Origin of the sequence: Rathayibacter sp. PhB179, assembly GCF_004345345.1 — a bacterium.
Lineage (GTDB): Bacteria > Actinomycetota > Actinomycetes > Actinomycetales > Microbacteriaceae > Rathayibacter > Rathayibacter festucae.
In genome coordinates, this window is record NZ_SLVD01000008.1 from 67604 (window position 1) to 93555 (window position 25952).

The following is a 25952-nucleotide window of genomic DNA, read 5'->3' on the forward strand; positions in this document are numbered from 1 at the left end:
TCATGCCCGCTTTCCGGAGGACCACGGGGCGACGAGGCGCCCGATCAGGCCGACGAGGCCGTAGCCGATCAGCGCGACGGCGGCGCAGAGGAGGAAGAGCGCCCAGACGCGCGGCGAGTTCAGCGAGACCTGCGCCGCGACCAGGATCGGCCCGACCCCGGTCTCGATCTTGCCGAAGTACTCCCCCAGGATCGCGCCCAGGAACGCCGCGGGAACGGCGATCTGCAGCGCGGAGAGGATGTTCGGCAGCGCCGCGATGGCGCGGACCTTCCGGAGCTGGGTGAACTTCGTGCCCCCGTAGACGGTCACGACGTCGAGGGAGGCCTTGTCGGCCGCCTTGAGGCCGAGCAGGCTGCCGACGACGGTGGTGAAGAAGACCGAGAGCCCGGCGAGGAAGATCGCGGTGTCGCTCGGCCGCCCCGGCGCGTCGGAGCCGCCGAGGATGAGGAGCACGAGCGTCCCGATCGCGACGATCGGCACGCAGTAGGTGACGACCGCGAGCTGGGAGACGATCCCCTCCAGCCACGGCACGATCAGGACGAGCGCGGAGAGCACCAGGGCGATGAGGTTGCCCCAGAAGTAGCCGACCGCGGCCTCGCCGATCGTCACCGAGAAGTTGGCCCAGTAGAACGCGGGCCCGTCCTCGGCGATCGTCTGCGCGACCTGGATCGGCGTGGGGACCGGGGCGTAGGTCGTGCCGCCGGTGGGGGCGGTGACCAGGGCGATCAGCCACCAGACGGCGATGATGCCGACGATGCCGATCAGCCCGGAGGCCCAGGGCGGGAGGGAGCGCGAGCGGCGCTCGGTCGGCGGGACGGGAGCGGGGAGCAGGGTGGCCACGGGGCGCCTCAGTGGTCGTCGGCGGCCGCGCCGCCGTCGCCGAACAGCAGCTCGGACGCCTGGTCGACGTAGGCGTGGAACTCGGGGGTGCGCTGCATCTCCGGCGTGCGCGGGCGGGGCAGGTCGATCTCGATGATCTCCTTGACCCGGCCGGGCCGCGGGCTCATCACGGCGACCTGGTCCGAGAGGAAGATCGCCTCCGAGATGCCGTGGGTGACGAGGAGGGTCGTGGCCGGCTTCTCGGTCCAGATCCGCAGCAGCTCGAGGTTGAGCTTCTGCCGCGTCATTTCGTCGAGCGCGCCGAACGGCTCGTCCAGCAGCAGCACCTCGGGCTTGAGGATGAGGCAGCGGGCGATCGAGACGCGCTGGCGCATGCCGCCGGAGAGCTGCGCCGGCTTGGCCTTCTCGAAGCCGCGCAGGCCCACCAGGTCGATCAGCTCGTCGATGTAGGACTGGTCCACCGACTTGCCCGCGATCTCGAACGGGAGGCGGATGTTCGACATCACGCTGCGCCAGGGCAGGAGCGCGTGGTCCTGGAAGGCGATGCCGAGCTTGTTGTCGCGGCGCAGCTCCTTGGGCGTGCGGCCGTCCACCCGGATGGAGCCCGAGGTGGGCTCCTCCAGCCCCGCGAGGATCCGCAGGATGGTGGACTTGCCGCAGCCCGAGGGGCCGAGGAGCGCGAGGAAGCTGCCCTGGTCGGTGTGCAGATCGGTGTCCTGCAGCGCGGTGACGCTGCGAGAGCCCATCCGGAACGTCTTCGACAGGCCGTGGATCTGGATGCCGGTGCCGCCGGCACCCTGCTCGCGCAGAGTGCCGGCGTCGGTCGTGTCGGTCACGAGTGGTGCCCTCCGTGGTGCTGCATGTGTGGTGGCGCTGGTTCGAGAGCCGGTGTCAGGCGGCGTACTTGACGAGGTCGGGGTTCTCCTCGTAGACCTCGGCGAGGAGGCTCATGTCGAAGAGGTCGGCGGCGTCGACCTCGATGCCGGCGCCCGAGAGCGACGCGAGCGTCTCCTCCTGGAGGCTGTCCGAGATCGTGAAGAGGCCGTTCGCGACGGTCTCGTCCGAGACGACGAGCTCCTCGGACTGGATGGTGGAGCCCTTCTTGGAGGACTCCTCGTCGAGGCCGAGGTCCTTGCCGTAGGTCTCGAGGGCGAGCATCGCGCCGGCCTCCGGGTCGTTGACCGCGTCGGTCCAGCCCTTGATCTCGGCGACGAGGAACGCCTTGAGCGCCTCGCGCTTCTCGGAGATGGCCTGGTCGGTGACGGTGAAGGTCTCGGCGACGAACGGGAGGCCGTTGTCGGCGAAGGGCAGGTTGACGACCTCGTAGCCCTCGGCGGCGACGGTGATCGCCTCGTTGGTCAGGTAGGCGATGAAGCCGTCGACGGTGCCGTTGATCAGGACCGAGGGGTCGTACTCGACCGGGACGACGGTGACGTCGGACTCGGCGAGGCCGTTCGCCTTCAGCAGCGCCTGGAAGAGCGAGGTGTTCGACGCCTGGACGCCGATCTTCTTGCCGGCGAGGTCGGCGGGGGTGGCGATGTTGCCGGCGGTCGCGATCGAGAGGACCGTGAACGGGTTCTTCTGGTAGGTCGCGCCGATGATCTTGAGCGGCGCCTTCTCGTTGGCGACGACGGTGCCGACCGAGACGGCGTCGCTGAGCGCCACGTCGGCCGAGCCGGACAGCAGCTCGGCGGTGCCGGTCGAGGGGCCCGCGGTCAGCGTGACGCCGGAGAGGCCGGCCTCGGTGTAGTAGCCCTTGGAGTCGGCGAAGAACTCGCCCGCGAACTCCTCGTTCTTGATCCAGGAGAGCTGGACCTTCAGGGTGCCGAGGTCGCCGCCGTCCTCGGCCGAGGCGCCGGAGGAGTCGGAGGCGCAGGAGGCGAGGACGGAGACGCCGCCGAGGGCGAGACCGGCGACGCCGGCCATGCGCAGGACGCTGCGGCGGTCGAAGGTCTGCGAGGTGCGGAAGGGCGACAGGGGCAAGGGGGACTCCTCGGGTAAGGCGGTGGAAGCTGCTGTGGTGCGCGGTTCGCGACGGGTGCCCCACGGGGCGCGCCAAGCCGCGCCGATCGGGGTGCCTCGACGCTATCCTCGGGAGATTTCTCCGGTGTGTCCGCAGATTTCGCGGGTATTAAGGGTCTCACGGATCCGACAACGATCCGACCGCTCCGCCCTTCCCTCCCGGCGGATCGGCTGAGGCCCCTCTCAGCTCAGCCGATCGGCTTGAAGGCGAGATCCGCGGCCGCTGCGGCGTCGCGGGGCACGAGTGCGAAGCGCGTGAATCCGGCGGCGGCGGCCCGGTCGAGCAGCGGCGTGAGGTTCTTCGCGCGGCGCTCCAGGCGCACACGGGAGCCGCCGGCGATCAGCTCCTGCTTGAGCGCGAGCAGCACCTCCGGGGCCGCGTCGCGCTCGTGCACGAGGACGACCGCGTCCGGCCGCTCGTCCAGCGGCACGTCGATCAGCTCGACGATCCGCTCGAAGCCGATGGAGAAGCCGCAGGCCGGCACGTCCTGGCCGAGGAAGCGCCCGATCATGCCGTCGTAGCGGCCGCCGCCGCCGACGGACGAGCCGGAGGAGGGGTGCGCGATCTCGAAGATGGTGCCGGTGTAGTAGCCCATCCCGCGCACGAGCGTGGGGTCGAAGCGGAGCGAGACGCCGGTCGGCAGCGACCGCAGCGACCGGGCGAGCGTCTCGAGGGCGAGCACCGCCTCCGGGTCGATGCCCTCGGGCAGCACGCCGAGGATCGCCGACTGCTCGAGCGCCACTCCCCCGGCCGCGACGGCCGCCTCGATGCGGGCGAGGTAGCCGCCGAGCACGGCCGCGGCGTCCGGACCGTCGGCCTCGAGCTCGGCGACGACTCCGCTCGCCCCGATCTTGTCGAGCTTGTCGATCGAGATCAGCGCGGGGCCGAAGCGCTCGGGGGCGAAGCCGCAGTGCTCGAGGATGCCGGTGAGGATCCGGCGGTCGTTGATCCGGATGGTGCAGTCGCGGAGGCCCAGGGTGTCGAGGGCGGCGGCCGTCGCGGTGATCAGCTCGACCTCGGCGAGCTGCCCCGGCTCGCCGATGATGTCGATGTCGCACTGGACGAACTGGCGGTAGCGGCCCTTCTGCGGGCGCTCCGCGCGCCAGACCGGTGCGATCTGCACGGAGCGGAAGACGGTCGGCAGTTCGGCGCGGTGGCTGGCGTAGAAGCGGGCGAGCGGGACGGTGAGGTCGAAGCGGAGGCCGAGGTCGGCGAGGCCCGAGGCGTCGTCCGCCGCGGCCGCCGCCGCGAGGTCGTCGTGCGAGAGCCCGCGGCGCAGCACGCTGAAGGCGAGCTTCTCGTTGTCGCCGCCGAGGCCGGAGTGCAGGCGCTCGAAGTCCTCGACCACCGGGGTCTCGATCTCGTCGAAGCCGTGCGCCGCGTAGACCCGGCGGATCACTCCGAGCGCGTGCTCGCGCTTCGCCTTGTCGGCCGGGAGGAAGTCGCGCATGCCGCGGGGCGGGGTGATCGCAGAAGCCATGCGGCGATTCTCCCAGACCGTCGACCGGTGTTCTCCGGCCCTCCGCGCCGCGGGCGTCCGGCCGGTCGGGGGTGTCGGCTAGGCTCGCGGCGCTCGCGCGGTCAGGGGGATCGCCGCGGACCGACGAGGGGGACTCGATGGACACGCACGCTGATGCCGGCATCGTCGCGGAGGGGGTGTCGCGGGCGTTCGGGCCGGTGCACGCCGTGCGCGACGCCAGCTTCGAGGCCCGGCCCGGTGAGGTCACCGCGCTGATCGGGCCCAACGGCGCGGGCAAGACGACGCTGATGCTGCTGCTCGCGACGCTGCTGCGCCCCGACGCCGGGCTGCTCCGCGTCGCCGGTCACGACCCTGTGGAGGAGCCCGCCGCCGTGCGGGCCGCGCTCGGCTGGATGCCCGACGTCCTCGGCTCGTGGGCGAGCCTGACCTGCCGGGAGACCCTCCGGACGACGGGGCAGCTGTACGGGCTGCCGCGCCCGGACGCCGAGGCCCGGGCGGACGAGCTGCTCGGGCTCGTGGATCTGGTCGAGTTCGGCGACCGGCCGACCCGGGTGCTCTCGCGCGGCCAGAAGCAGCGGCTCAGCCTCGCCCGGGCGCTCGTGCACGACCCGTCGGTGCTGGTGCTCGACGAGCCGGCCTCCGGGCTCGATCCCGGGGCGCGGATCGCGCTGCGCGACCTCGTGCTGCGGCTCGCCGGCGAGGGGCGCACGGTGCTGGTCTCGAGTCACGTGCTCTCCGAGCTCGACGAGATGGCGACCGCGGCGGTCTACCTCGACGGCGGGGTGACGGCCTCGCAGGAGGCGGTCGCGCGCGCGTCGCGGGCGCTGCGCGCCTGGCGGATCGACGCGGTGCGGCCGCGCGGGGCGGAGCTCGCCGAGGTCGTCGAGCGGCTGACGGGCGTGCCGGTCCGAGTGGAGCGCGATGCAGCGCTCGTGCCGGTCGTCGACGATGCGGCGGCGGCCGAGCTGCTCTCGCGGCTGGTGTCGGCCGGGGTCGCGGTCAGCCGCTTCGCGCCCGCGGTCGGGGAGCTGGAGCACACCTTCTCGGACCTGACCCGCTCGGCCGGGGAGCCGGGAAGTGCCGCGGGGCCCGGCCGGCCCGCGGAACCGGGCACCGAGAACGAGGAGGACGCCCGATGAGCGCCGAGACCACCGCCCGGCCGCTGCCCTTCCTGCAGGGCGTCGGCATCGTGCTCCGCCTCGAGCTCGCGCAGCGGGTGCGCGGGACCTCGTCCTTCGTCCTGCTCGGGCTGTTCTTCCTGCTGGTCGGCGCGGTCACCGGACTGCTGGTCGTCGCGACCGGCGTCTTCTCGGGCAGCGGCGCCGTCGTGGGCGGCTTCCTCTACTCGACCCTCGTCTACTTCGTGCTGCTGCTGGGCAGCCTGGTGACGCCCGCGCTCTCCGGCACGGCCGTGAACGGCGACCGCGACGCGGGGACCCTCGCGACGACGCAGGTCACCCTCGTGACCACGGCGCAGCTCGTGCTCGGCAAGTTCGTCTCGGCCTGGCTGGTCGCGCTGGCGTTCCTCGCGAGCACCGTGCCGTTCCTGCTCGTCGCCGTCGGGGTCGGCGGGGTGTCGCTCGCCTCCGCGTCGGTCTCGGTGCTCGTGCTCGCGGTGCAGCTGGGCGTCGTCGCGGCGATCGGAGTGGGTCTCAGCGGGATCCTCGACCGGCCGCTGATGTCGGTCGTCACCACCTACCTGCTGGTCGCGGCGATGAGCGTCGGATCCTTGATCGCGTTCGGGCTGCTGACGGCGGTCACGACCACGGAGCAGCAGACCGTCTTCGTCGACGACGAGCAGGGGATCTGCGGACCGGACTACGAGACGCAGGTGGCGCGGGCCGACTACTACTGGGGGCTGCTCGCGCTCAACCCGTTCGTGGTGCTGGCCGACGCCGTCCCGCCGCAGCTCGACGAGTACGGCTCGCCGGAGGACCTGTTCACCGGGCTCTCGCTGCTGGTGCGGCAGGCACAGATCGCGCCGGAGCCGGTCGTCGAGCTCTCCTGCTCCGGCTACACCGGCTCGACGCGGCCGAGCACTCCGGAGGAGGTCTTCGACGCGACCGTCCCGTCCTGGTTCGTCGGCCTGACGCTGCAGCTGGTGCTGGCGGTCGGCCTGCTGCTCGGCGCGATCCGCCGCACGGCGACGCCGGCGGCGCGCCTGCCCCGCGGGCGCCGCGTGGCCTGACCGACGGCCTTCCTGCTGATCGAGCAGCCCGCGCAGCGGGCCACTCATGCTCATCGAGTTGCCCCCGCAGCGGGCCACTCATGCTCATCGAGTAGCCCCCGCAGCGGGCCACTCATGCTGATCGAGTGGCCCGCGCAGCGGGCGTATCGAGATCCACCGTTCTGGAGACGTGGGGTCTCGATACGCCGCTCCGCGGCTGCTCGACCAGCATGAATCACGCCGCACTGTGCAGAGCCTGCCACCCCTGTTGATCGAGTAGCCCGCGGAGCGGGCGTATCCAGATCCCCGCCATCAGCACTCGAGGCGACAGCTACCCCTCCCGACGCTCCAGCTCCACCGCGCGGATCTCGTCCTGCAGGTCGCGGGTCGCCGTGCGCAGCGCCCGCTCCGCATCGAGCCCCTGCGCCCGCGCCGAGGCGACGATCGCGAGCAGCAGCGGGCCGAGGTCCTCCTCCGACTCGATCGGCAGCGGCCCCTCCCCCGCGTCGACGATGCCGAGCGTCGTCGCCTTGCCGATCACCTTGTCCGCCAGCGCCAACGCGGGCATGCCCTGCGGGATCCCGTCGAGGACGCTGGTGCGGTGCGGCTTCTCGGTCTTCTTCAGCTCGTCCCAGACGGCGATGACGTCGTCGGCGGTCTCCGCGGTCGCGTCGCCGAAGACGTGCGGGTGACGGCCGATCATCTTGGCGTTCATGTGCGCCGCGACGTCCTCGATGGTGAACGGCTCCGGCCCGTCGGCGGCGAGGTCGGAGTGGAAGAGCACCTGGTAGAGCACGTCGCCGAGCTCCTCGATCAGGTCGGCCCGGGCGCCGGCCTCGATCGCGTCGACCAGCTCGTGCGACTCCTCGATCAGGTAGCGCACGAGCGACTCGTGGGTCTGCTCGGCGTCCCACGGGCAGCCGCCCGGGGCGCGGAGGACGTGGACGGTGCGGATGAGCTCGTCGAGCCGGGGATGCGCGGTCACCCGGCCATCCTCGCATCCGCTCGGCGAGCGGAGGTCGGGAGGCTCAGGCGCGAGCGAGACGCCGGCGGGCGATCAGGAGGCACCCGACCGCGACGACCGGGACCGCCGCGAGCAGGCCCGGGGCCGACGCGACTCCCACCGCCGCGGCGCCCGTCACCAGCACGCCGGCGAGGTTCCACAGCAGCACCGCGGCGCCGGCCCCGTCCCCGATCGGCAGCGGGATCGGCCCGAGCAGCGAGGGCGGGAGCGGGCCGCGGGTCGCGTCCATCGCCCGGGCGGCCACCGCGACCACCGCGACCGCGACGGCGGGCCACGCGGGCCCGGCGGCGAGAGCGCAGGCCGCGACGACGATCCCCACGGCGAGCAGCAGCGGCAGGATCCCGTGCAGCAGCAGCAGCTCGAACGGCGCGGGTGCGAGCAGCGCCGGCTGGCCCGCGGTCGCGGCGGCGTGGCGGAGGCCGTCGCTCCAGACCCCGGCGCCGCAGTAAGCGAGGACGCCGGCCAGTGCGGCGGGGAGCGCGAGGAGCGAGGGCGGCGCCACGGCCGCGACGGCGAGGGCCAGCCCCGCGGCGGCCAGCGCGGCGACCCCGGCGACGGAGCGGCCGGGCGTGCGCAACGCGCCGATCGCGTCTCGGAGCGGCACGGCGAGGGCGAACGGGGCGACGCGGACGGCGTCCAGGCGGCGGAAGCGGCCGGGCCGGGCGCGGTAGCCCTCGAGGGCGTCGGCGACCTCGCCGATCGCTCCCCTGCTCCGGGCCGACCGCCACTGCCGCGACTGCGCGACGACGACGCCGCCGCGGACCGTGTCGAGCAGGCGCGGGACGACGGCGAGCGCGAGTGCGGCCAGGGCGGTCAGCACCGCGGTACCGGGCAGGGCTGATGGGTCGGCCGTCGTCAGCGCGCGGCCGAGGAGGGCATCCGGACCAGCCGGGAGCGCTGCTGCGGCGACCAGCACCCCGGTGAGCAGGGCCGCTCCTCGGCCGGGGAGGCACTGGCCGGCGAGCCAGGCGACGGCGAGGAGGACTCCGAAGGCCGCTCCGGCACCGACAGCGACGAGCGGTGCACCGCCCACGGCGACGGCGATGAGCAGGGCGGCCGCGGCGCTCGCGAGCACGGCGGCCGTCCCCGCGATCGCCACGGGCCGGCGCAGCACGAGGTGGCGGGGCAGGTCGGTGGCGAGCAGCACGGCGGTGGTGTGCGGTTCGCCGACCGCCGGACCGCGGACGCGGCCGAGCAGCACGGCGGCGGGCAGAAGCAGCCCGGCGGTGAGGCCGACGACGGTCGTCGGGTCGAGGGCGGCGAGGGCGGGGTCGGGCTCCGCGGCGAGCAGGACGACGGCCCGGAGCACGGGCAGGACGACGACCAGGAGGGTCATCGCCGCGAGGTAGCCGGCGTAGGCGCCACCGCGCTGCTCGGCCGCGGCGCGGGACCGGTGCAGAGCGCGGACGGCGTGGACTCGCTCGCTCGGGCCGCCGACCCGGAGGCGCCTGACACCGACGCGGCCGGCCCTCATCGGCCGCTCAGCTCGAGGACGCGGGTGGCCAGTGCGCTCGTCAGCAGCGGGTTGTGGGACGCGATCAGCACCGCTCGACCGCGGGCGGCCTCGCGAAGGACCTCGATCACGAGCGGCACGCGGTCGACGTCGAGCCGCTGCTCCGGCTCGTCGAGCAGCAGCACCTCGCCGGGCCGGGCGAGCACGAGCGCGAGGGAGAGGAGCTGAGTCTGCCCGGAGGACAGCTCGTGCGGGAACCGGCGGGCGAGAGCGCCGAGGCCGAGCGCGTCCAGACCGGCGACGGCCGTGCGGCGCGCCTCGGCGAGCGGTGCTCCCCAGGACAGGGCGACCATCTCGAGGTGCTCCTCGAGCGTGAGGTCGCGCTCGAAGGGCGGGGTGCCGACGAGGGCGGCGACCCGGCGCCGATGCTGGCGGTCTCGCTCCGTGACCGGGCGGCCGGCGATCTCGACGGTGCCGGAGCTCGGCGGCGTCAGGCCGGCGACCAGGCGCAGCAGCGTCGTCTTGCCGCTGCCGTTCGGACCGGTGACCGCAAGGGTCTCCCCGGGCTCGACCTCGAGCGAGAGCGGCGCGAGCAGCTCCGTCTCCCCCGCGCGGACGGCCGCGTCGCGCAGGCGCACCATCGGCGCGGGGCCCGGCTCGGATGCGGGACGACGGCGGGGAGCGAGCAACGGCATGACCTCATCCTCTCAGCGGGTGCGCGAGCGACCGCGGTGGTGCGCGGTCTCGGCCGGTCGGGCGGGCGTCGTCGCGGGCCGCACATCCGCCGGTCATCGGCGCGTAACACGCGCCGACTACGGTGACCGCGGGGCGCGACCGCGGCCCGGAACAGGAACGCCACCGTGACCCTCACGCCTCCCGCCACCGGCACCGCCCTCGATCGCGGAGCGCCGCCGAGCGCCGAGCTGCACATCCACATCGAGGGGACGATCGAGCCCGAGCACATCGTCGAGATGGCGCGCCGCAACGGCATCGCACTGCCGACCGAGGACCTCGACGCCCTGCGCGCGCGCTACGCCTTCGAGGACCTCGCCTCGTTCCTCGAGCTGCACTACTCGAACCTCACGGTCCTGAAGACGGAGCGCGACTTCTTCGAGCTGGCCACCGGCTATCTCGATCGCGCGAAGCTCGCGAACGTCCGCCGCGCGGAAATCTTCTTCGATCCGCAGACGCACCTCGGCAACGGCGTGCCGCTCGACGTCGTGATGGCCGGGCTCACCCGCGCGCTCGGGCGGAGCGAGGAGACGCACGGCATCTCGACCGACCTGATCATGTGCTTCCTGCGCGACCTCGGTGCCGACGCGGCGGACGAGATGCTGACCGCGATCCTGCCCTACCGCGAGCACATCATCGGCGTCGGCCTCGACTCGAACGAGGTCGGCTTCGGGCCGGAGCTCTTCATCGACGTCTACGCGCGGGCCGCGGCGGAGGGCCTGCACCTCGTCGCGCACGCGGGCGAGGAGGGCGGCCCGGAGACGGTCGCCGAGACCCTCGAGCTGCTGAAGGTGGAGCGGATCGACCACGGCATCCGCGCGATGGAGGACCCGGCCGTCGTGGCGATGCTCCGCGTGCAGGGCGTGCCGATCACGGTCTGCCCGCTGTCGAACGTGGCGCTGCGCGCCGTCGACACGATGAAGGACCACCCGCTGCCGGCGATGCTCGACGCGGGGCTGATCGTCACCGTCTCGAGCGACGACCCGCCGTACTTCGGCGGCTACGTCGACGCGAACTACCGCGCGCTGGTCGAGGAGCTCGGGATGGACGACGCCCAGCTGGAGCGCCTCGCGCTCAACTCCTTCGACGCCGCCTTCATCTCCGACGAGGACCGCACCCGCTGGCAGGCCGAGGTCCGCGCCCACTTCGCGTCCTGATCCCCGCCGCGAGATGCCACTTGCGCACGCGACACGCCGTGATACCCGTGCACAAGTGGCATCTCGCGGGGAGGGCTAGCCCTCGGGGTGCGGGGCGAGGTCGGGGGTCGCGCGGTCGAGGTCGGCGGCCTCCTCCTCGGGGCGGGGGGCGATCGTCTCGTCCTCCTCGAGCTCGGGGATGCTCGGCTCGTCGGGGCCGGGGATGCGCGGCGGGACGGAGTGCTCGTCGGAGGCGGTCATGATCGTCCTTCGTTCGGGGTCGGTGTCGTCGGGGTCGGTGTCGTCGGGGTCGGAGTCGTCGGGCGGCGTCCGGAACGGTGGCGCCGCCCGGTCGAGAGGGTTGCCGGCGGTCAGCTCGCGACGGCGGCGGGCTCGGGGAAGAGCGCGTCGAGCAGGTTCGCGACCCAGTCGATCAGCGCGCGGTCGCCGAGCGGGACGCCGTCGAGCACCGGCATCGGCACGACCACGGCGTTCGCCTGCTGCAGGTACTTCGCGGTCGGGTACATCCGGCGCAGGCGCACCTGGATCGAGTCGGCGAGGTGCGCCGGCGCGACGCGGACGTTCGAGCCCATCGCGACCACGTCGCTGAGACCGGCGCGCTGCGCCCGCATCCGCAGCCGCGAGACCAGGACGAGGTTCTCGACCGCCTCGGGCAGCTCGCCGTAGCGGTCGGTCAGCTCCTCGACCACGAGGTCGACGCTGCCCTCCTTCGCGGTCGGCGAGGTCGCCGCGGACAGCTTCTGGTACGCCTCCAGGCGCAGCCGCTCGCTGTCGACGTACTCCTCCGGGATCCGCGCGTCGACCGGCAGCTCGAGCCGCAGCTCGGTCTGCCCCTCCGCCACCTCGCCGCGGAAGCCGTCGACGGCCTCGCCGATCATCCGCAGGTAGAGGTCGAAGCCGACGCCCTGGATGTGGCCGGACTGCTCGCCGCCGAGCAGGTTGCCCGCGCCGCGGATCTCGAGGTCCTTCAGCGCGATCTGCATGCCGCCGCCGAGGTCGGAGTTCGCGGCGAGCGTCTGCAGGCGATCGTGCGCGGTCTCCGACAGCGGCTTCATCTCGTCGTAGAGGAGGTAGGCGTAGGCGCGCTCGCGGCCACGGCCGACGCGACCGCGCAGCTGGTGCAGCTGCGAGAGGCCGTACTTGTCCGCGCGGTCGACGATCAGTGTGTTCGCGTTCGGGATGTCCAGGCCGGTCTCGACGATGGTCGTCGAGACGAGCACGTCGAACTTGCGCTCCCAGAAGTCGACGATGATCCGCTCGAGCTGCGACTCGCTGAGCTTGCCGTGCGCGACGGCGATGCGCGCCTCCGGCACCAGCTCGGCGAGCTGCGCGGCGACGCGGTTGATCGTCGAGACGCGGTTGTGCACGAAGAACACCTGGCCCTCGCGCAGCAGCTCTCGCCGGATCGCGGCCGAGACCTGCTTCTCCGAGTACGGGCCGACGAAGGTGAGGATCGGGTGGCGCTCCTCCGGCGGCGTCGCCAGCGTCGACATCTCGCGGATGCCGGTGACCGCCATCTCGAGCGTGCGCGGGATGGGTGTGGCGCTCATCGAGAGGATGTCGACGTTCTTCTTCAGCGCCTTCAGCTTCTCCTTGTGCTCGACGCCGAAGCGCTGCTCCTCGTCGATCACGAGGAGGCCGAGGTCCTTGAAGACGATGTTGTCGCTGAGGAGGCGGTGGGTCGCGATGACCATGTCGACGGTGCCGTCGGCGAGGCCCTCGATCGTCTCCTTCGACTCCTTCGCGCTCTGGAAGCGGCTGAGGGCGCGCAGGTGCACCGGGAAGCCGGCGAAGCGCTCCTGGAACGTCTCGAGGTGCTGGCGCACGAGCAGGGTGGTCGGCACGAGCATCGCGACCTGCTTGCCGTCCTGGATGGCCTTGAACGCGGCGCGCACGGCGACCTCGGTCTTGCCGAAGCCGACGTCACCGGAGAGCAGGCGGTCCATCGGGATCGGCCGCTCCATGTCGGCCTTGACCTCGTCGATCACGGTCAGCTGGTCGGGCGTCTCCGCGAACGGGAACGCCTCCTCCAGCTCGCGCTGCCACGGGGTGTCCGGCGGGAAGGAGTGGCCGCGCGAGGCCATCCGGGCGGAGTAGAGCTTCACCAGCTCGACCGCGATGTCGCGGACCGCGCGGCGCGCCTTGCTCTTCGCCTGCGCCCAGTCGCTGCCGCCCATCTTGCTCAGCGCGGGGGCCTCGCCGCCGACGTACCGGGAGAGGAGGTCGAGCTGGTCGGTCGGGACCAGCAGCTTGTCGCCCGGGAAGCCGCGCTTGCTGGGCGCGTACTCGAGGACGAGGTACTCGCGCCGGGTCTTCACGGCGTTGCGCCCGCCGCTGGAGACCTCGCGCTGCGAGAGCTCGACGAAGCGGCCGATGCCGTGGGTGGCGTGCACGACGAAGTCGCCGGGGCTGAGCTGCAGCGGATCGACGACGTTCTTCCGTCGCGAGGCGAGCTTCTTCACGGCGCGCGAGTCGTAGCCGACGGTGCGGCCGTAGAACTCCGTGTCGGTGAGCAGCGCGACCTTGGCGCCGTCGACCTCGAAGCCGTGGTCGACGTTGGCCTGCAGCACGTAGGCGAGGCCGGGCTCGAGCTCGGCGGGCAGATCGGGGACGATGCGGGCGGCGACCTCGTGCTCGGCGAGCACCTGGTCGGTGCGCTCGACGGTGCCGGTGCCGGGGGCGGTCAGCACCACGCTCCAGCCGTCCGCCAGGCGGGCGCGCACGTGCGCGAGCGCGCCCTCGACCGCGCCGCCGAAGCCGGGCACGGGCTCGCCGTCGACGCGGACGGCGAGGATCTCGTCGATCCCGAGGTCCTCCGGCAGCACCTCGGCCTCGCCGGCGGCGGGACCCTGGCGGAAGGTGCTCATCGTCCACCACGGGTGGTCGGGCGTCTCGGCGCCGGGAGCGCTGAACTTCACGGCGTCGCGGAGGGCGCCGAGCGAGATGAACTCGCCGGAGGCCAGGTCGATCGGGGCCTCGGCGCCGGCGGTCGCGGCGCTCCACGCGGCCTGGAGGAACTCGCGGTTCGTCTCGGCGAGGCTGATCGCGCGGGTGGCGACCCGCTCCGGGGCGAGCACGGCCACCGCGGCGCCGGCCGGGAGGTAGTGCGAGATCGGGACGAGGCGCTCCAGCAGCGCGGGCGCGAGCGACTCCATGCCCTCCACCGGGATGCCCTCGGCGATCTTCGCGAGCATCGCGGAGAGGCTCGGGAACTCGTGCAGCATCTCGCGGGCGCGCTGGCGGACGGCCGGCACGAGCAGCAGCTCGCGGCTCGGCGGCAGCACGACGGAGTCGGCCTCCCCCGGCAGCGAGCGCTGGTCGGCGACGGAGAAGCCGCGGATGGAGTCGACCTCGTCGCCGAAGAAGTCGATGCGGCTGGGGTGCTCGGCCACGGCCGGGAAGACGTCGAGGATGCCGCCGCGGACCGCGAACTCGCCGCGCCGGGTGACCATGTCGACCCGCGAGTAGGCGAGGTCGACCAGCTCGGACGAGATCCGGCCGAGGTCGTAGCCGCGGCCGCCCTTGACCAGGCGGATCGGCGCGATGTCGGCGAGGTTGTCGGCGACCGGCTGCAGCGCGGCGCGCACCGAGGCGACGACGACGAGCGGCTTCTCCCCCGACCAGGTCTTCATCCGGCGCAGAGCGTCGAGGCGGCGGCCGACGATCTCGGCGCTCGGGCTGAGGCGCTCGTGCGGCAGTGTCTCCCAGGCCGGGAACTCGACGACCTCGGCGTCCGGCAGCACGCAGCTGAGCGACGCGCGGATGTTCTCGGAGTCGCGCCCCGTCGCGGTGACGACGAGCGCGGCCTGCGGACGGTCGGCCTCGGCGCGGCGCTCCAGGAGGCCCGCCAGCAGGGGGACGCGGAGGCCGTCGGCCACGGAGAAATCGGCGTCGCGGATCGCGAACGCGAGAGCGTCGTCGAACGTGGAGGCGCGCGAGAGCGCCGAGATGATCCGGTTGAGAGGCACCGGAGGAGTTTACTGCCGACCTCCGACGTGCTCGCTTTCTGCGCCGGTCTTCGCCCGGCGCAGCGCAGTCGGCTGTGCGACGGGGTGCGTTCCGCAGAGCGTCCTGCGTTCGGCTCTTCGAAATCGCTTGGCACACGATTTCGAATTCGCCTGCCGGGTGGTCGGCTGGTCTGCCGGGTGGTGGTGCTCGATCCGTCAGGAGTGGTCGCTCGGGAGGGGCTGGAGCAGCCGGTTGCGACGGATCGGCGCCGGGAGCGCGGGCGGAGCCGCCGCGCTGGGGAGGTCGGTCTCGATACGCCCCTGCGGGGCTACTCGACCAGCATGGAGTGCGCGCCCCTCGCGAGGTCGCGGCAGCCGCAGCATGCTGGTCGAGGCGGCCGCCCAGCGGTCGTCTCGACGTACCGCACTACGGGGTCGTGTGGACCTTCAGCTGGGCGGCCTGGAGGCCGGCGTCGGCGATCAGCTCGACGGCGTCGGCGGCGTCGGCGATCAGGATCGGCAGGTTCTCGTGCTCGGGGCCCGCGAAGTCCTTGAGGACGAAGTCGGCGGCGGGCTGGCGGCCGGGCGGGCGGCCGATGCCGACGCGCACGCGGAGGAAGTCGGCGCCGTCGGTCGCGGCGAGGATGTCCCGGATGCCGTTGTGGCCGCCGTGGCCGCCGCCGTTCTTGAGGCGCAGGGTGTCGAAGGGGATGTCGAGCTCGTCGTGCACGACGATCAGGCGCTCGGGCGCGAGGGAGTAGAAGTCGAGCAGCTGCGCGGTCGGGCCGCCGGAGAGGTTCATGAAGCTGTTCGGCTTGCCGAGGATCAGCTTCGGTCCGCCGGGGCGGAGGAAGCCCTCGGCGACCACGGCGTTGGCGCGGTTGTGCCGGCGGAACGAGCCGCCGATCCGGGTCGCGAGCTCGTCGAGCACCATCTGCCCCACGTTGTGCCGATTGCGCGCGTACTGCGCGCCCGGGTTGCCCAGTCCGACGACCAGCCAGGTCTCGCCCATCTCGTTCCCTCTTCTCGATGCGCTCAGCAGCGACGTCTTCCGCGGGGCGAAGCCCCCGGACGCGGAACGGGCCCGCTCGCGATCGCGGCGGGCCCGTCCGTGCGGGTGGTGCTCCGACTACTCGGCGGCCTCGGTGGGCTCGGCCGGCGTGGTGGGCTCGCCCTCCTCGCCCAGGTCCTGCTCGACCTCCTCGGTGACGTTCACGATGAGCGCCTCGGGGTCGGTGAGCAGCGTCGCGCCCTCGGGGAGGGTGACGTCGGCGGCGGTGATCTGCGTGCCGGCCTCGAGTCCCTCGACCGAGACGACGACGTTCTGCGGGATCTTCGTGGCGTCGACCTCGAGCGAGAGCGTGTTCGCCTCGGTGGAGACGAGCGTGCCGGGAGCGGCCTCGCCCTCGACGTGCACGGGGATGTCGACCGAGACCTTCTCGCCGAGACGGATGACCGCGAGGTCGATGTGCTCGATGATCTGGCGGACCGGGTCGCGCTGGATGTCCTTGACCAGCGACGTCTGGGCGACGCCCTCGATGTCGAGCTCGAGGATCGCGTTCGCCTTGCGGGTCAGCAGGAGGATCTGGTGGCCGGGCAGCGTGACGTGCACGGGCTCGGTGCCGTGGCCGTAGAGGACCGCGGGGATCTTGTTCTGGGCGCGGATCTTGCGGGCCGCTCCCTTGCCGAACGAGGTGCGGACCTCGGCGACGACCTTGTTGGTGAGTTCTGCCATGGTGTTCTCCTGGACGGCGCCGTGCGCCGCCTGCTCGGGTCCCGGCCTGGGGCCGCGGACGGGGTTTCGACTCGAACGCGTGTCTGCGTGAGGAAAGGTCCGCGGCGCTCCTTCCGGAGCTCCACCTGGTTCCACCGCGTCGATCACGGATGCACGGGGCATCCCTCGCCGAAGTTCAGCTGCCCACCCTACCGGCCGCGCGGCCGAGCCGCCACCCGCGGGCGCCCCTACCGCGCCCCCAGCCGGGCTGGCTAGCGTGCGGGCATGACTTCTGACGACTTCGGCTCCTACGTCGAGAAGAACGGCTTCCACCGCGACACCAACTACATCCCGACCCGCATCACCGCGGACGGCCGCGACGGCTACCCGGTCGAGGCGGGCCGCTACCGGCTCGTCGTCTCGCGCGCCTGCCCGTGGGCGAACCGCGCCGTGATCGTCCGCCGCCTGCTCGGCCTCGAGGACGCGCTGTCGATGGGCATCTGCGGACCGACGCACGACAAGCGCAGCTGGACCTTCGATCTCGACCCGGGCGGCGTCGACCCGGTGCTCGGCATCCCGCGACTGCAGGACGCGTTCCTCGCCCGCTTCCCCGACTACCCGCGCGGCATCACGGTGCCGGCGATCGTCGACATCCCCACCGGCCAGGTCGTCACCAACGACTACCCGGTGATGACGCTCGACTTCTCGCGGGAGTGGACGGAGTTCCACCGTGACGGAGCCCCGGACCTCTACCCGGAGGAGCACCGCGACGAGATCGACGAGGTCGCGGAGCTGGTCTTCCAGGACGTCAACAACGGCGTCTACAAGTGCGGCTTCGCCGGCTCGCAGAAGTCGTACGAGCGGGCGTACGACGCACTCTGGGCGCGACTCGACTGGCTGGAGGAGCGGCTCAGCACGCAGCGCTACCTCGTCGGCGACACGATCACCGAGGCCGACGTCCGTCTCTTCACGACGCTCGCCCGCTTCGACGCCGTCTACTACAGCCACTTCAAGGCCAACCGGAACCTGCTCTCGGCGATGCCGGCCCTCTGGGGCTACGCCCGCGACCTGTTCGCGACCCCGGGGTTCGGCGACACGATCGACTTCACGCACATCAAGTCGCACTACTACGAGGTGCAGCGCGACATCAACCCGACCGGCGTCGTGCCGAAGGGCCCGGACCTGTCCGGCTGGCTCGTCCCCTCGCACCGCGAGGAGCTCGGCGGCCGCCCGTTCGGCGACGGCACCCCGCCCGGCCCGCCGATCCCCGCCGAGGTCGTCCCCGAGGGCCACGGCGCCTGAGGTCTGAACGGCCGTGCGTCGGAGGGAGGACCTCCGTGCACGGCCGCTCCCGGCTGCGCGTCCGACCCCGGCGCTAGCCTGGATCCGTCAACCCTGAACGTGTACGTCGAGGAGAACCGTGTCTGACCAGCCCACCGCCACAGCCAACATCGGAGTCGTCGGTCTGGCGGTGATGGGCTCGAACCTGGCCCGCAACCTCGCCAGCCGCGAGGGCAACACCGTCGCCGTCTACAACCGCTCGTACGGGCGCACCGAGACGCTGATCACCGAGCACCCCGAGGCCGGCTTCGTCGCCTCGGAGACCATCGAGGCCTTCGCCGCCTCGCTGAAGACCCCGCGCACGGCGATCATCATGGTCCAGGCCGGCCGCGGCACCGACGCCGTGATCGAGCAGCTGACCGCCGCGTTCGAGCCCGGCGACATCATCGTCGACGGCGGCAACGCGCTGTTCACCGACACCATCCGCCGCGAGAAGACCGTCCGCGAGACCGGCATCCACTTCGTCGGCACCGGCATCTCCGGCGGCGAGGAGGGCGCGCTCAAGGGCCCGTCGATCATGCCCGGCGGCTCGGTCGAGTCGTACAAGACCCTCGGCCCGATCCTCGCCTCGATCGCGGCGGTCGCCGAGGGCGAGCCCTGCGTCACCCACATCGGCACCGACGGCGCCGGCCACTTCGTCAAGATGATCCACAACGGCATCGAGTACGCCGACATGCAGCTCATCGCCGAGGCCTACGACCTGCTCCGCACGGTCGGCGGCCACGAGCCCGCCGCCATCGCCGACGTCTTCGACGCCTGGAACAAGGGCGACCTCGAGTCGTACCTCATCGAGATCACCGCGGAGGTGCTCCGCCAGGTCGACGCCGACACCGGCAAGCCCTTCCTCGACATCGTGCTCGACCAGGCCGGCTCCAAGGGCACCGGAGTCTGGACCGTGCAGAACGCGCTCGACCTGGGCGTGCCCGTCGGCGGCATCGCCGAGGCCGTCTTCGCCCGCGCCGTCTCCTCCAAGCCCGCGCAGCGCGCCGCCGTGCAGAAGCGCGTCACCTCGCGCCCGACGCCCGTCGCCCTCTACGACGGCTTCGAGGACGACGTCCGCGCCGCCCTCTACGCCTCCAAGGTCGTCGCCTACTCGCAGGGCTTCGACGCGATCATCGCCGGCGCCGAGAAGTACGGCTGGGAGATCGACAAGGGCGCCGTCGCGAAGATCTGGCGCGCGGGATGCATCATCCGCGCCCAGTTCCTCAACCGCATCGTCGACGCCTACGCCGAGAACGCGGAGATCACGACGCTGCTCGAGGACCCGTACTTCGCCGAGGCCGTCGCAAACGGCGAGGCCGCCTGGCGCCGCATCGTCTCCACCGCCGCGCTCTCGGGCGTGCCGATCCCCGGCTTCGGCGCCGCGCTGTCGTACTACGACTCGCTCGCCTCCGAGCGCCTGCCCGCCGCCCTCGTGCAGGGCCAGCGCGACTTCTTCGGCGCGCACACCTACCAGCGCGTCGACAAGGAGGGCACCTTCCACACGCTGTGGTCGGGCGACCGCACCGAGGTCGAGCAGGACCCGTCCACGCACTGACCCGCGGACGCACCCACGGGTGCACACGCAGAAGGCGCCCCCGCCCGTCGGATCCTCGGATCCCGCGGGCGGGGGCGCCTTCGTCGTGCGGAGCGATGGAGCGACGGGTCAGCGCAGCCAGACCGTCGTGGCCGGCGGCAGCAGGCGCCCCTCGAGCGGCGCGCTCGCTAGCAGCACCTCGCCCTCGGGGAGCGCGACCGGCTCCTCGCCGAGATTGGTCACCGAGTGCCAGCCGTTCGGGCGCGCGAAGTGCAGCACGCCGGGCTGCGCGTCACGCCACTCCAGGCTCTCGTCGGTCTGCAGCTGGTGCCGGAGGGCGAGGGCGCTGCGGTAGAGCGCGAGCGTCGAGTCCTCATCGAGCTCCTCCGCTTCGACGGAGGAGTCGGCGAACCAGGCGGGCTGGGGCAGGTGCGCGCCACCGGGGCCGAAGCCGAAGGAGTCGCCGGTCGCCTCCCAGGGCAGCGGGACTCGGCAGCCGTCGCGGCCGACGTCGGTGCCGCCGCTGCGGAAGAACGTCGGGTCCTGGCGGTCGGCGTCCGGGATGCCGGCCACCTCGTGCAGGCCGAGCTCCTCGCCCTGGTAGAGGTAGGCCGAGCCGGGCAGGGCCAGCAGCAGGAGGGTCGCGGCGCGGGCCCGGCGGAGGCCCAGGGCGCGGTCGAGCACCGGCTCCGCTCCCCCGCTGAGCAGCCACTGCTTCGCGGGGGCGGTCTCGGCCGCGCCCTTCTGCGGGAGCCCGTAGCGGGTCGCGTGCCGGACGACGTCGTGGTTGGAGAGCACCCAGGTCGTCGACGAACCCGACTCCGCGGCCAGCTCGAGGTTGAAGGTGATCAGCCGGCGGAACTCCTCCGCGTCGAGGTCGGCCTCGAGCAGGTCGAAGTTGAACGCCTGGCCGAGCCCTTCCGGGCTGGCGTACCGGGCGCGGCGGGAGGCGTCGACCCAGGCCTCCGCGACGGCGGTGCGCGGCGGGTCGTAGGAGTCGAAGAGGGCGCGCCACTCGGCGTAGACCTCGTGCACCTCGTCGCGGTCCCAGAACGGGTGGCTGCCGTCGATCCGCTGGCCGTCGATCTCCGCCGCGGCGGGGAGCGGCTCGGTGAGGTCCTTGACAAGCGAGTGCGCCACGTCGATCCGGAAGCCGTCGACGCCGCGGTCAGACCAGAAGCGGAGGGTCTCGAGGAAGTCGTCGCGGATCTCGCGGTTCGCCCAGTTCCAGTCGGGCTGCTCCTTCGCGAAGAGGTGCAGGTACCACTGGCCGTCGCCGACCGGCTCCCAGGCGGGGCCGCCGAAGACGGACTCCCAGTCGCTCGGCGGCAGGGCGCCGTCCTCGCCGCGGCCGTCGCGGAAGACGTAGCGTTCCCGGGCGGGCGAGCCCTTCGGGGCGGCGAGCGCCTCCTGGAACCACGGGTGCAGGTCGGAGGAGTGGTTGGGCACGATGTCGACGATGACGCGGATGCCGCTCTCGTGCAGGCGGGCGGTCAGCTTGTCGAACTCGGCGAGGGTGCCGATCCGCGGGTCGACGTCGCGGTAGTCGGCCACGTCGTAGCCGCCGTCGGCCAGCGCGGACGGGTAGAACGGGCTGAGCCAGACCGCGTCGATCCCGAGCTCCCGCAGGTACGGGATCCGCTCGAGGATGCCGGCGAGGTCGCCGATGCCGTCGCCGTTCGCGTCCGCGAAGCTCCGCGGGTATATCTGGTAGACGGCCGCCTGCCGCCACCACTGGGCGTCCTCGGTCGAGCCGCTCCTGCTGAGTACCGTGTCCGTCACGGGTGTCCTTCCGTTCGTCGTGGTCTGTGGTCTGGTCTGGTGGTTCGTCGTCGGCCGCGGCCGAGCGCTCGGTGACGGCGGGTCTCGATACGCCCCTGCGGCGCTACTCGACCAGCATGTTCGGGGCCGGCTCGTGCGCAGCACGGCACCCTCGCCTCCCGAAGACGAGCCCGCGGGTCTCGGGGTGGTCGGCTGCAAGGCGGAGGAGGGAGGCGTAGCGGAGCTACGGCGACCGACGACAACGCCGCAGACGGCCGCCCCGAGGCCCGCGAGCCCTACTTGATGGCGCCTTGAGTAACGCCCGACATCACCCAGCGCTGGGTGAACAGGTAGACGATGATCGCCGGGGCCATCGCCATCAGGTAGGAGGCGAAGGCGACGTTGTAGTCGTTGCTGAACTGGGTCTGGAAGATCTTCTGCAGCACCGGGAGCGTCTGCAGCGACGGGTCCGAGGTGATCAGCGACGGCATCATGAAGTCGTTCCAGGAGGCGAGGAAGGCGAAGATGCCGACCGTCGCGCTCATCGGGGCGAGCAGCGGGAAGACGAGCCGCCAGAAGACCTGGTTGGTGGTCGCGCCGTCGAGCCGGGCGCTCTCCTCGAGCTCCTCGGGCAGCGAGCGCAGGAACGCCGTGAAGAGCATCACGCTGAAGCTCAGCTGGAACATCACGTGCAGGATCGCGACGCCGAGCGGGTTGTCGAGTCCGACGAGTCCGGTGAGCGAGACCTGCGACAGCGCGAGCACCGGGAACGGCAGGAACATCGCCGCGAGCAGGTAGAAGAACGACCAGCGGTAGAAGCGCTTGCCCCAGTTGCGCGAGATCGCGAACGCGGCGAGGGCCGAGAGGACGATCGTGCCGCCGACCGTGATCGCCGAGACGAAGACCGAGACCGCGAAGCCGCGGGGGAAGTCGGTGAGGTTCCAGGCCTGGACGAAGCCGTCGACCGAGAACGGCAGCGGGATCGAGAAGGCGTTGCCGTCCACCGCCTGGGCGCCGGTCTTGAAGGCCATCGTCAGCGTCACCCACAGCGGGCCGATCACCGAGAGGGCGCAGACCACGAGGACGAGGGTGAGCAGGAGGCTCGAGCGCCGCCGCTTCCCCCCGCGACGGGCGTCGGCGTCGACGGCGGCGCGGGTGCCGGGGAGGGACGGGGCGAGGGGGACCTGGCTGGTCATCAGAAGGCCGCCTTTCCGCGCGAGACGCGCAGCTGTACGAGCGCGATCACGAGCGCGATGAGGAAGAAGATCGTGGCGTTGGCCATCTGGTAGGCGTAGTCGCCGCTGGTGAAGCCGGAGAAGATCGTCATCGCGACGCTGCGGGTCGAGGTCCCGGGGCCGCCGTCCGTCAGGCCGACGATGATGTCGTAGGAGTTGAGGAAGTTCTTGAAGCCGATCACGAGGTTGATCACGACGTAGCCCGCGACGAGCGGCAGCGTGATCGAGCGCAGCTGCCCCCAGCTGGACGCGCCGTCGAGCGAGGCGGCCTCGTAGACGTCGCCGGGGATCGAGAGCACGCCGGCGATGTAGATCAGCAGTGCGGAGGGCACGGCCTGCCAGGCCGTCACGATCACGATCGCGAGCCAGGCCAGGTTCGGATCCGCCAGGATGCTGCTCGCCAGCGGCGTCGCTCCGACCGACTGCGCGAAGGCGGGCAGCGAGTTGGAGAAGAGGAAGTTGAAGACGAACGCGATGATGATGCCCGAGACGACCATCGGCAGCACGAACACGGCCCGCAGCGCGACCTTGCCGCGGATCTGCGAGGTGAGCGCGATCGCCAGGAGGAACGCGATCACGTTCACCGCGAGCACCGTGACCAGCGCGAGCCCCACGGTGAAGCCGTAGGAGGCGAGGATCGCCGGGTCGGAGAACAGCGCGACGTAGTTCGTGAGGCCGATGAAGCTCCACTCGCCGAAGCCGATCGAGTCGGTGAAGCTGAAGAAGATCCCCATCAGCGCGGGCAGGGTGATCGCGAGCGTGAAGAGCACGAGCGCGGGGAGCAGGTAGAGCAGGAAGGTGCGGTCGGTGCGCGGCTTCCGGCGCGGGGCGACGGCCGCGCGGGGAGTCGCGACGGTGCGCTCCTCCGGGCGGGCGGGGGCGGAGAGGGCCATGGTGTCTCGTCTCTGAGAGGTGGTCGGGGAGGTCTAGGAGCGGAACGCGATGCGCGCCCAGTCGGCGTCGATCGTGCGGAGCGTCGCGGCGGGGTCGGAGCCGAGGGCGACGCCCTGGACGTAGTTCTGCAGCGGGATGTTCTGCGGCACGAGCTGCGAGGCGCCGAGGCTGAACGCCGCCCGGTCGTAGAACTCCTGGAGCTCGACGAGGGTGGGCTGGGTGACGGCCGGGGCGTCGGTGGTGACGCCGAAGGCGTTGTTGTCGGCGTTGTAGGCGTCGATGATCTCGGGCTGCATCAGGAAGGAGAGGAACTCGCGCGCCGCCGCCTTCTTGGTCGAGGCCTCCGGGATCCAGAGCGCGAGGTCGACGTTCACCCGCACGCGGCGCTCGTCCGGGTCGTCCGTCATCGGCAGCGGGAAGGCGCCGATCGAGAGGTCCGGGGCGGTCTTCGCGATCTCGCTCAGCGCCCACGGGCCCTGGAAGTACATCGCCGCCTCGCCGTTCGAGAAGGCGAGGTTGCCGTCGCCGTACGCGCGGCTGGCGGCGTTCGGCTGCGCGTAGCCGGCGAGCTGCACCATCTGGTCGACGGGAGCGGCGAAGTCCTTCTCGAACGAGACCGGCGAGGAGGGGCCGACGTCGGCGCCCTGCTCCTTCAGCTGCGAGAAGAAGGACTCGAGGTCGACGGTCCCGCCGACGGAGTAGTCGAACAGCCCCTGCGCGACGGTCCACGGGTCCTTGTAGGTGCCGTAGATCGGGGTGATGCCCGCCGCGGTCAGTGCGTCGCAGACCGCGAGGAACTCGGTCCAGGTGGTCGGCACCTCGAGGTTCTGCGCGGCGAAGATCTCGCGGTTGTAGAGCACCGCCGACATCATCAGCGAGTAGGGCAGCACGCTGGTGCGGCCCGGGTAGGACGCGGTCTGCTCGATCAGCGGCTGCAGGTCGGGGTTGATCCGCTTCGCCTCGGCCATGTCGGACAGGTCGCTCAGGGCGCCCCGCTCGACGAACCGCGCGACCTCGAAGTTGTAGTTCAGGCAGCCGAGGTCCGGCGGGTTGGTGCGGACGAAGCCGGCCGAGAGGTTGGAGGAGAAGTCGTGCACGACCCGCACCCGCGACTGCGCGGCGTGGAAGCGGTCGATGACCTCGTCGAAGTAGCCGATCACCTCGGGCTTGGACTGGAAGAAGGTGATCTCGGTGACCCCGCCCGAACCGGAGGGGGAGGCGCAGGCGGCGAGGCCGAGCGCGGCGGCGCCGGCACCCGCCGCAGTGAGCAGGGTGCGCCGGCTGAGGGCGGTGGTGGTGAGGGGCACGTCGTCGTCTCCCGGGTTGCGGATAAGTTGCTTCAGTGACTAAATCTAGGTAGTAGATCTAGTACGCGATGTACTGTTGCAGCCGATCCGGCCGAGGTCAAGGGGAAGGGGGACTCGATGTCCGAGAGCAGGCTCTCCGTGAGCACCGGCTCGTTCCAGCGCCGGCGCAGCGCGCTCGACGTGCTCGAGCGCGCCTGGACCGGCGAGGCGGTGACCGCCTCCGCTCTGATCGAGCGCACCGGCCTCACCCGCTCCACCGTCATCGCCGTCTGCGACGACCTGATCGAGCTCGGCTGGCTGGAGGAGCTGGAGAACCAGCGCGCCGCCGGCGACTACGTCAAGGGGCGGCCTGCGCGCCGGTACGCACTCCGCCGCCGCGCGGGCGTCGTCGTGGGCGTCGACGCCGGACAGCACAGCGTCGGCGTCTTCGTCGCCGATCTGCTCGGCGAGACCCTCGTGCGGCACGTCGAGGCCGTCGATCACGAGCTCGTCGAGGACCTCCCGCACGAGCGCCGCGTCGCCGACATCGATCGGGTGCTCGACCGCGCCCTCCTCCTCGCCGGCGTGACCGACGACGAGGTCCTCGCAGTGACCCTCGGCGTCCCGGCTCCCGTCGACGCGCTCGGCCACTCCCCCGCGGGCGACAACGGCTTCTGGGGCGCGATGAACCCCGGGCTCGTGAACCACTACTCCGGCCGCGGCTGGTCGCCGGTGGTCGACAACGACGCGAACCTCGCCGCGCTGGCCGAGGGCTGGCGCGGCGCGGCGATCGGCTGCGACGACTACCTGGCGCTGCTCTCCGGCGAGCGGCTCGGCGGCGGGATCGTGCTCGGTGGCTCGCTGCTGCGCGGCGCCCGCGGGCTCACCGGCGAGATGCGCTACCTGGACCTGGTCGAGGGCGTCGGCTCGGCGGAGGGCATCGCCGCCCTCGCGCGGACCTGGGCCCGCGAGGCGCTGGCCGTGGCGGGCCGGCCGGCGTCGCTCCTCGACGCCGTGGCGCAGCCCGGGGCCGCCGAGGTGCTGGCCGCGGCCGACGCGGGCGATCCCCTGGCCTCCGCCGTCGTCGCGCGGCTGATCGACCGCCTCACCGCCATCACCGCGACCGTCGCCAACCTGCTCGACGTCTCCCTGATCGTGGTCGGCGGAGCGCTGGCGGCCTCGGCCGGCCCGCTGCTCGCGGCGGTCTCCGAGCGCCTGGTGGGCGAGGTGCACGCTCCGGCGCCGCAGATCCTGCCGTCGACGCTCGGCGATCAGGCGGTCGCTCTCGGCGCGGTCCGCTCAGGACTCGGGCGGGTGCGGGCGGATCCGCTCGCACTGCAGCTGCCGAGTCGGCCGGTCGAGACCGCCGCGCTCGCCTAGGG

At 72.3% G+C, this 25952-nt stretch carries 21 protein-coding genes; 6 read left to right on the forward strand and 15 right to left on the reverse strand.

Annotation, left to right across the window (positions count from 1 at the left end; all coding sequences use genetic code 11):
* The 4 genes from EDF43_RS16060 to hisS all read right to left on the reverse strand — a co-directional run bounded on the left by EDF43_RS16060 (nucleotide 1) and on the right by hisS (nucleotide 4343).
* Nucleotides 1-840, reverse strand: a complete 840-nt coding sequence (locus EDF43_RS16060; RefSeq protein ID WP_243582213.1) for an ABC transporter permease subunit — start codon at nucleotides 838-840, stop codon at nucleotides 1-3.
* 8 nt (nucleotides 841-848) lie between these two features.
* Complete coding sequence (locus EDF43_RS16065) at nucleotides 849-1586, reverse strand: ABC transporter ATP-binding protein (protein WP_132437775.1); 738 nt, start codon at nucleotides 1584-1586, stop codon at nucleotides 849-851.
* A 145-nt stretch (nucleotides 1587-1731) separates the two neighbouring features.
* Nucleotides 1732-2823, reverse strand: a complete 1092-nt coding sequence (locus EDF43_RS16070; RefSeq protein WP_243598509.1) for an ABC transporter substrate-binding protein — start codon at nucleotides 2821-2823, stop codon at nucleotides 1732-1734.
* Nucleotides 2824-3050: 227 nt separating this feature from the next.
* Nucleotides 3051-4343, reverse strand: coding sequence for a histidine--tRNA ligase (gene hisS, locus EDF43_RS16075; protein ID WP_132437730.1), 1293 nt, complete (start codon nucleotides 4341-4343; stop codon nucleotides 3051-3053).
* Between the two features lie 137 nt (nucleotides 4344-4480).
* Here hisS and EDF43_RS16080 point away from each other — a divergent pair, with 137 nt between their 5' ends.
* Both EDF43_RS16080 and EDF43_RS16085 read left to right on the forward strand, forming a co-directional pair.
* On the forward strand, nucleotides 4481-5482 hold the full coding sequence (locus EDF43_RS16080) for an ABC transporter ATP-binding protein (RefSeq protein ID WP_132437729.1): 1002 nt from the start codon (nucleotides 4481-4483) through the stop codon (nucleotides 5480-5482).
* Complete coding sequence (locus tag EDF43_RS16085) at nucleotides 5479-6531, forward strand: ABC transporter permease (RefSeq protein ID WP_132437728.1); 1053 nt, start codon at nucleotides 5479-5481, stop codon at nucleotides 6529-6531. Before EDF43_RS16080 ends, EDF43_RS16085 begins: the two co-directional genes overlap by 4 nt.
* Nucleotides 6532-6841: 310 nt before the next feature.
* Here the strand turns inward: EDF43_RS16085 and EDF43_RS16090 are convergent, their stop codons facing one another.
* Genes EDF43_RS16090 through EDF43_RS16100 form a run of 3 tightly spaced genes read right to left on the reverse strand, consistent with a single transcriptional unit; the run spans nucleotide 6842 to nucleotide 9682 of the window.
* Nucleotides 6842-7495, reverse strand: a complete 654-nt coding sequence (locus EDF43_RS16090) for a MazG family protein (RefSeq protein WP_132437727.1) — start codon at nucleotides 7493-7495, stop codon at nucleotides 6842-6844.
* A gap of 43 nt (nucleotides 7496-7538) precedes the next feature.
* Nucleotides 7539-9008 carry a hypothetical protein gene (locus EDF43_RS16095; RefSeq protein WP_132437726.1) on the reverse strand — a complete coding sequence of 490 codons (1470 nt, stop codon included), beginning with the start codon at nucleotides 9006-9008 and terminating at the stop codon, nucleotides 7539-7541.
* Nucleotides 9005-9682: an ABC transporter ATP-binding protein gene (locus tag EDF43_RS16100; protein ID WP_243646346.1), complete on the reverse strand. Its 678-nt coding sequence runs from the start codon at nucleotides 9680-9682 to the stop codon at nucleotides 9005-9007. The genes EDF43_RS16095 and EDF43_RS16100 overlap by 4 nt, the downstream gene beginning before the upstream one ends.
* A 165-nt stretch (nucleotides 9683-9847) precedes the next feature.
* On the opposite strand from EDF43_RS16100, the gene EDF43_RS16105 reads away from it, so the two are divergent.
* On the forward strand, nucleotides 9848-10876 hold the full coding sequence (locus EDF43_RS16105) for an adenosine deaminase (protein ID WP_123737721.1): 1029 nt from the start codon (nucleotides 9848-9850) through the stop codon (nucleotides 10874-10876).
* A gap of 75 nt (nucleotides 10877-10951) precedes the next feature.
* Here EDF43_RS16105 and EDF43_RS21950 read toward each other — a convergent pair whose 3' ends face one another.
* From EDF43_RS21950 to EDF43_RS16120, 4 genes are all read right to left on the reverse strand, one after another.
* Complete coding sequence (locus EDF43_RS21950; RefSeq protein WP_159422277.1) at nucleotides 10952-11116, reverse strand: hypothetical protein; 165 nt, start codon at nucleotides 11114-11116, stop codon at nucleotides 10952-10954.
* 110 nt (nucleotides 11117-11226) lie between these two features.
* The gene (mfd, locus tag EDF43_RS16110) at nucleotides 11227-14844 is read right to left on the reverse strand and encodes a transcription-repair coupling factor (protein WP_132437725.1); all 3618 of its coding nucleotides are present in this window, start codon (nucleotides 14842-14844) and stop codon (nucleotides 11227-11229) included.
* Nucleotides 14845-15250: 406 nt separating this feature from the next.
* Nucleotides 15251-15835, reverse strand: a complete 585-nt coding sequence (gene pth, locus EDF43_RS16115) for an aminoacyl-tRNA hydrolase (protein ID WP_132437724.1) — start codon at nucleotides 15833-15835, stop codon at nucleotides 15251-15253.
* A 117-nt stretch (nucleotides 15836-15952) separates the two neighbouring features.
* Nucleotides 15953-16558: a 50S ribosomal protein L25/general stress protein Ctc gene (locus tag EDF43_RS16120; protein WP_123447622.1), complete on the reverse strand. Its 606-nt coding sequence runs from the start codon at nucleotides 16556-16558 to the stop codon at nucleotides 15953-15955.
* 264 nt (nucleotides 16559-16822) lie between these two features.
* On the opposite strand from EDF43_RS16120, the gene EDF43_RS16125 reads away from it, so the two are divergent.
* Nucleotides 16823-17839 carry a glutathione S-transferase C-terminal domain-containing protein gene (locus EDF43_RS16125; RefSeq protein WP_132437723.1) on the forward strand — a complete coding sequence of 339 codons (1017 nt, stop codon included), beginning with the start codon at nucleotides 16823-16825 and terminating at the stop codon, nucleotides 17837-17839.
* 118 nt (nucleotides 17840-17957) lie between these two features.
* Nucleotides 17958-19415 (forward strand): NADP-dependent phosphogluconate dehydrogenase, encoded by a 1458-nt coding sequence (gene gndA / locus EDF43_RS16130; RefSeq protein ID WP_132437722.1) that lies wholly within the window; start codon nucleotides 17958-17960, stop codon nucleotides 19413-19415.
* Between the two features lie 108 nt (nucleotides 19416-19523).
* Here gndA and EDF43_RS16135 read toward each other — a convergent pair whose 3' ends face one another.
* The 4 genes from EDF43_RS16135 to EDF43_RS16150 all read right to left on the reverse strand — a co-directional run bounded on the left by EDF43_RS16135 (nucleotide 19524) and on the right by EDF43_RS16150 (nucleotide 24591).
* Entirely contained in the window at nucleotides 19524-21176 is a 1653-nt protein-coding gene (locus tag EDF43_RS16135) for an alpha-amylase family glycosyl hydrolase (protein ID WP_132437721.1), read from the reverse strand.
* 275 nt (nucleotides 21177-21451) lie between these two features.
* A complete protein-coding gene (locus EDF43_RS16140) occupies nucleotides 21452-22351 on the reverse strand; it encodes a carbohydrate ABC transporter permease (protein ID WP_132437720.1) in 900 nt (299 codons plus the stop codon).
* A complete protein-coding gene (locus EDF43_RS16145; protein WP_123447627.1) occupies nucleotides 22351-23283 on the reverse strand; it encodes a sugar ABC transporter permease in 933 nt (310 codons plus the stop codon). Before EDF43_RS16145 ends, EDF43_RS16140 begins: the two co-directional genes overlap by 1 nt.
* Nucleotides 23284-23316: 33 nt before the next feature.
* Nucleotides 23317-24591, reverse strand: coding sequence for an extracellular solute-binding protein (locus EDF43_RS16150; protein ID WP_132437719.1), 1275 nt, complete (start codon nucleotides 24589-24591; stop codon nucleotides 23317-23319).
* A 117-nt stretch (nucleotides 24592-24708) separates the two neighbouring features.
* Between EDF43_RS16150 and EDF43_RS16155 the strand changes: the two genes are divergently transcribed.
* A complete protein-coding gene (locus tag EDF43_RS16155; protein WP_132437718.1) occupies nucleotides 24709-25950 on the forward strand; it encodes an ROK family protein in 1242 nt (413 codons plus the stop codon).
* The last annotated feature ends 2 nt before the right edge of the window (nucleotides 25951-25952 follow it).